10 protein-coding genes are annotated in these 9302 nt (G+C 42.7%); 8 read left to right on the forward strand and 2 right to left on the reverse strand.

Annotation, left to right across the window (positions count from 1 at the left end; genetic code table 11):
* Positions 1 to 439: 439 nt before the first annotated feature.
* Both RG47T_RS05095 and lepB read right to left on the reverse strand, forming a co-directional pair.
* On the reverse strand, positions 440 to 634 hold the full coding sequence (locus RG47T_RS05095; protein WP_074488423.1) for a cold-shock protein: 195 nt from the start codon (positions 632 to 634) through the stop codon (positions 440 to 442).
* A gap of 183 nt (positions 635 to 817) precedes the next feature.
* Positions 818 to 1912: a signal peptidase I gene (gene lepB / locus RG47T_RS05100; protein ID WP_074488424.1), complete on the reverse strand. Its 1095-nt coding sequence runs from the start codon at positions 1910 to 1912 to the stop codon at positions 818 to 820.
* Between the two features lie 239 nt (positions 1913 to 2151).
* Here lepB and RG47T_RS05105 point away from each other — a divergent pair, with 239 nt between their 5' ends.
* The 8 genes from RG47T_RS05105 to RG47T_RS05140 form a co-directional block, all read left to right on the forward strand.
* Entirely contained in the window at positions 2152 to 4482 is a 2331-nt protein-coding gene (locus tag RG47T_RS05105) for a glycoside hydrolase family 3 N-terminal domain-containing protein (RefSeq protein ID WP_083627300.1), read from the forward strand.
* A gap of 215 nt (positions 4483 to 4697) precedes the next feature.
* Positions 4698 to 5633, forward strand: coding sequence for a ring-cleaving dioxygenase (locus RG47T_RS05110; protein ID WP_074488425.1), 936 nt, complete (start codon positions 4698 to 4700; stop codon positions 5631 to 5633).
* 7 nt (positions 5634 to 5640) lie between these two features.
* A complete protein-coding gene (locus RG47T_RS05115; protein ID WP_074488426.1) occupies positions 5641 to 6267 on the forward strand; it encodes an alpha/beta hydrolase in 627 nt (208 codons plus the stop codon).
* Positions 6268 to 6347: 80 nt separating this feature from the next.
* Positions 6348 to 6647, forward strand: a complete 300-nt coding sequence (locus RG47T_RS05120) for a GNAT family N-acetyltransferase (protein ID WP_074488427.1) — start codon at positions 6348 to 6350, stop codon at positions 6645 to 6647.
* 50 nt (positions 6648 to 6697) lie between these two features.
* Complete coding sequence (locus RG47T_RS05125; protein ID WP_074488428.1) at positions 6698 to 7282, forward strand: Crp/Fnr family transcriptional regulator; 585 nt, start codon at positions 6698 to 6700, stop codon at positions 7280 to 7282.
* Positions 7283 to 7429: 147 nt separating this feature from the next.
* Positions 7430 to 8140 carry a pirin family protein gene (locus RG47T_RS05130; RefSeq protein WP_074488429.1) on the forward strand — a complete coding sequence of 237 codons (711 nt, stop codon included), beginning with the start codon at positions 7430 to 7432 and terminating at the stop codon, positions 8138 to 8140.
* 13 nt (positions 8141 to 8153) lie between these two features.
* Positions 8154 to 8456: a hypothetical protein gene (locus tag RG47T_RS05135; protein ID WP_074488430.1), complete on the forward strand. Its 303-nt coding sequence runs from the start codon at positions 8154 to 8156 to the stop codon at positions 8454 to 8456.
* Positions 8457 to 8557: 101 nt separating this feature from the next.
* Positions 8558 to 9302: glycosyltransferase family protein (locus tag RG47T_RS05140; protein ID WP_253187495.1), on the forward strand; the 745-nt coding region annotated here is incomplete at its 3' end.

Raw genomic sequence — 9302 nt, forward strand, 5'->3', positions numbered from 1 at the left:
TCGAGGGTTAGTTTTTTAATGATGGCCGAAATTTTGGCATCGGTACCTGCAGTGCTTGTGTTTTGTGCATTAACACTGCCCGTTGCTAAAAGTAAAGCACTGCAGAAAATGTATCCGGAAATTCTTTTTCTCATAATTATAATACAAGTGTAATTGTTGTTTGGTTAATAGGTTGATATACAGTAATTAAGCAGGGTGTTTAAATTACACAGCAAAGCAAAAGTATTTATTGTAATAACAGATTAGCTAACCTTTAAAAGTAGGAATGTAATGCGCCCTTGCCATGTGCTAAATATGCAAATAATTGTGCTATATTAACATAGCAGGGATTGCTAAATACGCGAAGGAGGGCGTAAATAATCATCAATCAGAAACCTTATATAAACAAAAAGCACCTGCCTTTAAGGGCAGGTGCTTACGATTAAATTTATAGTATTTTTTAGATTACTTTAACATTTACCGCATTTGGTCCTTTTCTGCCTTCTTCGATATCGAATGATACTTGATCATTTTCACGGATTTCATCGATTAAGCCAGTTGAGTGAACGAAAACATCATTTCTGTTTTCGCTTTGTGAAATAAAGCCGAAACCTTTAGTGGTATCGTAGAACTTTACTGTTCCTTCTTTTTGCATTGTATTGTATTTAATAAGTCTGCAAGGTACGCATTTATATCGGCTATTTTTCCTATGGGTGAAATATATTAACGGTGTTTTAAGTTTTTTGAGCTATATAACTATAAAGAGATTATTTAGTGGCTCAACTATAGGTAGTTGGCTTTAGCTAATGATAAATTTTATTGCCTTGTTGAAAACTCATTACTCAATCTTCCTCAAAATTCTACTCCATCTTACTTTGTTAAACAGGTTTTCGGTGCTATCCAGGCTCATCCAGGTAATCATGGCTTTGCCTACAATATTTTCTTCGGGTACGTAGCCCCAAACGCGCGAATCTTCCGAATTGTGGCGGTTATCGCCCATCATCCAGTAGTAATTTTGTTTAAAGGTGTAGCTGTCGGCTTTGTTACCGTTAATGTAATATTCACCATTAACGTGGCTTAGCTTATTGCCTTCGTAATTTTGGATAGCACGGCTGTATAAGGCCACGGTAGAATCATTCAGTCTGATCTTCCAGCCTTTTTTAGGTAAGGTCAGCGGACCGAAATTGTCGTTATTCCATTTAAACAAGGCGCTATGCGGAAAGATGCCGGCATCAAACTGTCCGGCAGGATCTATGTAAGGTTTAATGTTTTTAACAACCGAATAACATTTAAACGCTTTATAGCTATCCACCGGGATAATCATAATAAAATCCTTATCGGTTAATTGCTGGTAGATCTCAATATGCAGATCGTGCATTACCTGCGGGTTAATTTGCTGCCCATCGGTAGTTACCACGTATGATGTTTGCGCTTTCGGTGCATTTTTGGCAACCTTGCCATTGATGTAAACCTGTGTGTTAACAATTGTCAATACATCGCCGGGTTCGGCCTGGCAGCGTTTAATGTAGCTGGTTTTCATGTCCACTGGCCTGTTAACCGAGTCAGACGGTAGGTTAAATACCACAACATCGCCTTTCTTTAAGGTAGATAAGCCCGGTAAGCGATAATAAGGCAATTGCAGGCCATCCCAGTAGGTTTTAAAACCGCTAATATTAGGCTCTAAAAATGGTATAGCTATAGGCGTAATTGCCATGCGCGGGCCGTAATTAAACTTGCTTACAAACAAATAATCACCGGTTAAAAGTGTGCCCTCCATAGAGCCAGATGGTATGGCATAGGCCGAAAAAAGTAATCCCCGAATAATGCTCGAAGCAACAACAGCAAATAAAATGGCATCGGCCCATTCGCGGGTTTTGCTTTTTTTAGGTTTGTTTTCGGCTTGTTTACGTTTAAAAGGCAAATTCCACTTCATATCCAAAAAGTTTATTTAAAAACGGTTTAACTTAACTTATTGGTGTTTGATGCCGGTGCGGATTATTTGTTACATAGGGATACAAATAATGTATGTTATGCATCCGCTTAATGATGTAGTTAATTTACAACACAATTATGCTGCGAAAACTGTTAATTTGATGGCGCATATTATTTACCTGCATCTTTATTTGCAGTATTACCGCGTTAAATCAACATTACCTGACCATAAAGAAACAGATGATCAAAATCTTTACTAAAAAAGTATGGAGCGTATCGCTTATAACCGGTGCTATCGGTTTAAGTGCATTTACCAATCATCCGCCAAAAATACCCGTACGTAAAACTATAGAGCAGCGCATCGATAGCCTGATGGCTAAAATGACCATCGACGATAAAATTGGCCAAACCGCACAGCGCGGTGCATCCAGCCGGGTTAAAGGCCCTCTGCCCGAAGTGTTGAAAACTGCTGTACGTGAGGGCAGGGCGGGTTCGGTAATTAACGTGGTAGAGATTGATAAGGTAAATGAATTGCAACGCATTGCTGTTGAAGAAAGCCCGCGCCATATTCCGCTGATTTTTGCCCGTGATGTGATCCATGGGTTTAAAACGATATTCCCTATTCCTTTAGGCCAGGCTGCAACCTGGGATGCTGATATTGTAGAGCAGGGATCACGCATTGCCGCGCAGGAGGCTTCGTCTGTGGGTATCCGCTGGACTTTTGCACCTATGCTGGATATTGCCCGCGATGCCCGCTGGGGCCGTATAGCCGAGTCGCCGGGCGAAGACCCTTACCTGGCATCCATATTGGCAAAGGCCTATGTAAAGGGTTTCCAGGGAGATGATTTAACTAAACAAAACACCATGGCTGCCTGTGCCAAGCACTTTGCAGGCTATGGTGCTGCAGAGGGCGGCCGCGATTATAATACCGCAACCATCGGGGTGCAAATGTTGTATGATGTTTACCTTAAGCCCTTTAAGGCTGCTAAGGATGCCGGGATAGGCACGTTTATGGCTTCGTTTAATGATTTAAATGGCGTACCGGCCACCGGTAACCAGTTTTTACTGAAAGGTATTTTGCGCAACGAATGGAAGTACGATGGCATGCTGGTAAGCGACTGGAACGGCGTGGTGGAAATGACCACCCACGGCTTTGCCCGAGATAGCAGCGATGCCGCCGCCAAGGCTGCCAATGCAGGCATAGATATGGAAATGGCCAGCAACACTTACGAAAAGAACTTGAAAGCTTTGATTGCCAGCGGTAAGGTATCCATAACGCAACTTAACATGCTGGTAAGGGATGTATTAAGGTTGAAGTTTCGATTAGGGCTGTTTGATAACCCATACACAGAACAAGCCGATGGTAAAGTATTATTAACGGATGCGAGCCTGGCTGCTGCAAAGAAAGCGGTTATTGAAAGTGCCGTGTTATTAAAGAATGATAATGTAACGCTACCGTTTGGCAAAAATATAAAGAAGATAGCAGTGATCGGCCCGCTGGCAGATGCCCCGCACGATCAGTTAGGCACCTGGACCTTTGATGGCGATAGTAAGGACACGCAAACGCCGCTGGCTGCCATGCAGCATTTATATGGTAAGGACAATGTATTTTATGCCCCCGGCTTAAATTATAGTCGCGATCACAGCACTGATGGTTTCTCAAAAGCCATAAAAGCAACCCATGATGCCGATGTAATTGTGTTTTTTGGCGGAGAAGAAGCCATCCTTTCCGGCGAAGCGCATAGCCGCGCAGATATTGGATTACCCGGCGCGCAGGACAGTTTGATAAGCGCCTTACACCAGGAAGACAAGCCCTTGGTGCTTGTTATAATGGCAGGCCGTCCAATTACCATAGGCAGCGTTCTGGATAAGGTAGATGCTATACTCATGGCCTGGCATCCCGGTACCATGGGTGGCCCAGCTATTGCAGATATGCTGGCCGGTATTTACGCCCCCGAAGGCCGCTTACCTGTAACCTGGCCTAAAACCGGCGCGCAAGAACCGTTGTATTATAACCACACCAACACCGGCCGGCCTGCTAACAAACAAAATTATGTGGCTATTGATAGTATCCCTATCGGTGCGTGGCAAAGCTCATTGGGTAATACTTCGCATTATTTAGATGCCGGGTATTTGCCGCAGTACCCCTTTGGTTACGGGTTAAGTTATACCATGTTTGATTATTACCACCTGGTCCAGGATAAAACTATAATTAATATGGGTGATAACATCCAGTTTTCGGCAGAGATAGCCAACGTGGGCGAGCATACGGGCACAGATATTGCCCAGTTTTACGTACAGCAAATGGTTGGCGATGTGGTACGCCCGGTAAAAGAACTGCGTGGTTTCAAAAAGATCAGCCTGAACCCCGGGCAGAAGCAGACTGTGATATTTACGCTCAACACAGCCGACCTGGCTTACCATAACCAGGCCATGAAACTGGTTACCGACCCCGGTAAATACAAAATATGGATCGGTAAAAATGCTGCCGAAGGCTTGCAGGGAAGCTTTGAGATTAAAGAGCCAGTGGTGGTTGAGAAGATTAATAAGGTAAGAAGAATTAAAAGATAATAGAATTAATTTTGAGAAACTTGTCACTCCGTTCAGAATGACAAAATTATTGTAATCCAATAAACAGAGCCGTTATTTATAGCGGCTTTTTTTGTTTTCAATAAAAAAAACCAATCTTTTACTTCTTGTCCTACATCAAGTGCGAGCCTTTAAATGTGGGGTACATTTGTATCATCAAAACAAAACATCACCACAATTTAAAAGGAAACACAACAATGGAAAATTCAATAAACGGCATACACCACATCACTGCAATAGCAGGCAATGCCAAACGTAACTACGATTTTTATACTAAAACACTGGGCCTGCACATGGTTAAAAAAACCGTGAATTTTGATGACCCCGAAACATATCACTTTTACTATGGCGACAAGGTTGGTACCCCCGGTACTATTTTAACCTTCTTTCCATGGGAAAACATACAAACCGGGAGGAGAGGCGCCCGTCAGGCTACAGAGATAGGTTACTCTGTGCCCGAAAACAGCTTCGACTTTTGGTTGAAACGCTTTGAAGACCATAATGTAACTTATAACAAGATAGCCGAAAAATTTGGCGAACCTTATTTAACCTTCTTAGACCCTGATGGCTTAAAACTGGAACTGACTGCTTCTAAAACACCAGACCTGCGTTTGCCTTGGGAAACTGAGGAAGTGAAAGCTGAGAACGCAACAAAAGGTTTCCATAGCATCACCATTACCACTAACAAAATGCAGCCCACTGCCGATATTTTAACCGGCGTGTTTGGTTACAAATTGTTAGAACAAAATGTAAACCGTTTCCGCTTTGTTACCGATGCGGTTGATAATGCAGCCATTGTTGATTTGGTTGAAGTAGCCGGAGAAGTAGCAGGCCACGTAGCCGGAGGCTCTGTTCACCACGTAGCGTTCCGGGTTGCAAACGAAGAAGTGTTAATGCAATACAGGGAAAAATTAGTTGCCCTGGGTATGAACATTACCGAGAAGATAGACCGTAACTACTTCTACTCGCTGTACTTCCGCGAACCGGGAGGCGTATTGTTTGAATTAGCTACCGATAACCCCGGCTTTGCTGTTGACGAAGCTGTTGAAGAATTAGGCTTAGGTTTAAAATTGCCTGCACAATACGAGCAGCACAGAAATGCTTTAATAAAAGTATTACCAAAATTAGATTAATAACAACATGTACACCCACGAATATAATATTATAACCGCCGGGGCACAGCCACAAGAGGCCAAAGGAGCATTAATACTGCTCCACGGCCGTGGCAGCACCGCACACAATATGATTGGCCTGGCCAACGAGTTTAACGTTAAAGACTTTGCCATATATGCACCGCAGGCTACTAACCACAGCTGGTACCCATATAGCTTTTTAGCGCCTGTGCAGGATAATGAACCTGCGCTAAGTTCGGCCCTGGGGGTGATAACCCGGTTGGTTAAACAGATAGAAGCCGATGGTATCCCGGCAAGCAAGATCTACTTTGCAGGTTTTTCGCAAGGGGCTTGTTTAACGCTGGAGTATATTACCCGTAACGCTAAACAATATGGCGGGGCAGTAGCTTTTACCGGCGGCTTGATAGGCGAGGAGTTAAACCTGGCTAACTATGCAGGTGATTTTAACAATACCCCGGTACTTATTACCACCGGTGACCCTGACCCGCATGTACCGCTGACCAGGGTAAACGAAAGTGTGGAAATAATAACCGGTATGCAAGCAAATGTTACCTTGAAAGTTTACAAAGGCCGCCCGCATACCATTACCCAGGAAGAAATTGACCTGGCTAATGAGTTGGTGTTTAAAAATTAATAATTAACGGTAAGATGCCCTTATTTAAATTAATAAGGGCATTTTTTATTGAAACAATTAGATAATTAATAACTTTAGCTATGAGTTACGAAGATATTCAACTTGTTAACAATGAAGCTATCCACCATTTCGAGTTGGTAGTGGAAGATCACCGCGCTTTTATAGATTATAAGATTAAAGGCGATAAAGCATACCTCATCCATACCGGTGTACCTGCTGAACTGGAAGGTAAAGGTGTAGCCGCTGCCATAGTTACCAAAACGCTGGAATATCTGGAAGCGCATCACCTTAAACTGGTGCCCTTATGCATATACGTGCAGGCCTACCTTAAACGCCACCCCGAGTGGAACAGGTTACTGGCAAACCAGCCGGCGCAATAAATAGGTTTCGTAAGGTTTCTGTATATTGGCCTTTATATTCAGAAACCCTTATGTCTACCGATCTCATCCTGCATAATATTGGCAAATACATTGCACTTGATACTGAAGAAAAAGAATATTTCGTATCCCTGCTGCAAGAAAAAAGCGTTAAACGCAAAGAGTTTTTGCTGGAAGATGGCCACATCTGCAAATACTCAGCCTTTACCGTTTCCGGTGTATTAAGGGGATACACGATAGATAACAACGGTTTCGAACACGTACTTAGTTTTGCGCCCGAGGGTTGGTGGATGGCAGATATGTACAGCCTCATTAGCCAGAAACCAGGCACGCTTAATATCGAAGCTATCGAGAAAACAGAACTGCTTTTATTATCCAAAGCCAACCAGGAGATCCTATTTGGTAAAGTACCTAAGTTCGAACGCTTCTTCCGCATCATTACAGAAAACTCCTTAGTATCTTACCAGCAACGCTTAATGGATAACCTGAGCCTTACAGCCGAAGACCGCTACAATAATTTCTGCAAACGATACCCAACATTAATCAACAGCCTCCCCAAAAAAGACATTGCAACCTATATTGGCGTTACCCCCGAGTTTTTAAGCCGTATGCAGAGCAAGATGTTGAAGCGGAAGTAGGGGAGGGTTGTAGTTGAAGGGAGTCTATAGTCCATATATGATAGTCCATTGCCCATCGTCTTATATCCTGAAAATCTTCGTCGTTCTTAACCTAGGTCAAGTTCCTTTCGTCCATTCCACTGTACCTTTGATCATCAATTTAAAACAATGGAAAATTTCATCATACATAAAGCAGCAACCCGTGGAGTAGCCAATCATGGTTGGTTAAACAGTGCTCATAGTTTTAGTTTCGGCAGCTATTACAACCCCGAGCGCATGAACTTTGGTGTACTAAGGGTATTAAACGACGATACAGTTGACGGCGGTCGTGGCTTCGGCGATCATCCGCATGATAATATGGAGATCATCTCGATCCCCTTAGAGGGTGATCTGGTACACAAGGATAGTATGGGTAACGAAGCCATTATCCGCAAAGGCGAAATACAAGCCATGAGTGCCGGCACCGGTATTTACCATAGCGAGTTTAATAAAGACGGCAGCGCACCGGTTAAATTTTTGCAAATCTGGTTATACCCAAACAAACGCAATGTAACCCCGCGCTACGATCAGGTTAAGATTGATACCGCCGAAAAAAATATTTTTCACCAGGTGTTATCACCAAATGCCGATGATGCGGGTGTCTGGATTCATCAGAATGCCTGGTTTAACATGGGTAAATTTGATGCGGGTGCTGAAACCACTTACCAGCTAAACGATAAAAAAAATGGTGTTTATGCTTTTATATTAAGTGGTAACGTAACCATTAACAGCCAGGCTTTAGCACCACGAGATGGTATGGGTATTGTTGCCGATAGCCTGACCATTAAAGCCGGTACCGATGCAGAAATACTGCTGATGGAAGTGCCAATGGAAGTTTAATTAAAAATTACCCATGAAAAAGATTGAAATATTAGCCATTTGCACACACGAAGGTATTTTGCAAACCATAAACCGTTTAATTAATAATAATGAATTATGGAATAGTACAGGTGCAATAGATATGCAGTCGGCTACAGAATTGCTTGTCAATAAAGATTTTGATCTCATTCTCATAGGCAGCGGTTTGGCTGTTGCCGATGAGTATAAATTGGAAACCGTTTTGGCTGCGCATAAAAATATCCCGGTGGTTAAACATTATGGGGGCGGTAGTGGTTTACTTTTCGGCGAGATTTACCAGGCTTTAACAGGTAAGTAATTACCTTTGGGATGTTATTTAATATCTTGCTATTATTTAGTTAACATTATTGTTATCATATTTAGGCAAATAAATTAAACAACTGCCGCAGGCCACATTCAATGAAAGTACTTTACGCCATACAAGGAACCGGTAACGGACACTTAAGCCGCTCAATGGATATTGTGCCGCTGCTTAAAAATATGGCCGAGGTTGATGTATTGGTAAGCGGCATCCAGGGCGACCTTTCATTACCTTTCCCCGTTAAATACAAATGCCACGGTATGGGCTTTGTGTTTGGCAAAAACGGGGGAGTGGACTTTTGGAAAACCTTTTACAAATCAAATTTTCGCAAGTTTTTAAAAGAGGTAAACAGCTTGCCGGTTCAGGATTATGATCTGGTAATTAGCGATTTTGAACCTGTAACTGCCTGGGCCTGTTACCTGCACGATAAACCTTGCGTTGGCTTAAGCCACCAGGCTGCGGTGCTGGCGCATCAGGCTCCAAAAACAGAATCGTCTGACATGGTGGGTCGGCTCATTTTAAAGCAATACGCCCCCGTAACCGAGCAATATGGTTTCCACTTTAAATCATTTAACGATAATATTTATACCCCGGTTATCCGCCAGCAGGTGCGTAATATCGAGGTAACCAATAAAGGGCATTACACGGTGTATTTGCCTGCTTATGATGATGCAAGGCTCATTAAGCAACTTTCTAATTTTAAAGATGTAAAATGGGAAGTATTCTCCAAGCACAATAAAAAGGTGCTTAAACACCGTAATATTACCATACAACCTATTAATAACGAGAAGTTCATTAATAGTATGGCTTCATCGGCAGGTGTATTATGCGGTGCCGGTTTCG

The organism is Mucilaginibacter polytrichastri, from assembly GCF_001911425.1.
Taxonomy (GTDB): Bacteria; Bacteroidota; Bacteroidia; order Sphingobacteriales; family Sphingobacteriaceae; genus Mucilaginibacter; species Mucilaginibacter polytrichastri.

Excerpts from the sequence above, each read along its gene's own strand:
- RG47T_RS05115 (WP_074488426.1), top strand. The coding sequence starts at position 5,641 with ATGTACACCCACGAATATAATATTATAACCGCCGGGGCACAGCCACAA.
- RG47T_RS05105 (WP_083627300.1), top strand. The coding sequence starts at position 2,152 with ATGATCAAAATCTTTACTAAAAAAGTATGGAGCGTATCGCTTATAACC.
- lepB (WP_074488424.1), bottom strand. The coding sequence starts at position 1,912 with ATGAAGTGGAATTTGCCTTTTAAACGTAAACAAGCCGAAAACAAACCT.
- RG47T_RS05125 (WP_074488428.1), top strand. The coding sequence starts at position 6,698 with ATGTCTACCGATCTCATCCTGCATAATATTGGCAAATACATTGCACTT.
- RG47T_RS05130 (WP_074488429.1), top strand. The coding sequence starts at position 7,430 with ATGGAAAATTTCATCATACATAAAGCAGCAACCCGTGGAGTAGCCAAT.
- RG47T_RS05095 (WP_074488423.1), bottom strand. The coding sequence starts at position 634 with ATGCAAAAAGAAGGAACAGTAAAGTTCTACGATACCACTAAAGGTTTC.
- RG47T_RS05110 (WP_074488425.1), top strand. The coding sequence starts at position 4,698 with ATGGAAAATTCAATAAACGGCATACACCACATCACTGCAATAGCAGGC.
- RG47T_RS05135 (WP_074488430.1), top strand. The coding sequence starts at position 8,154 with ATGAAAAAGATTGAAATATTAGCCATTTGCACACACGAAGGTATTTTG.
- RG47T_RS05120 (WP_074488427.1), top strand. The coding sequence starts at position 6,348 with ATGAGTTACGAAGATATTCAACTTGTTAACAATGAAGCTATCCACCAT.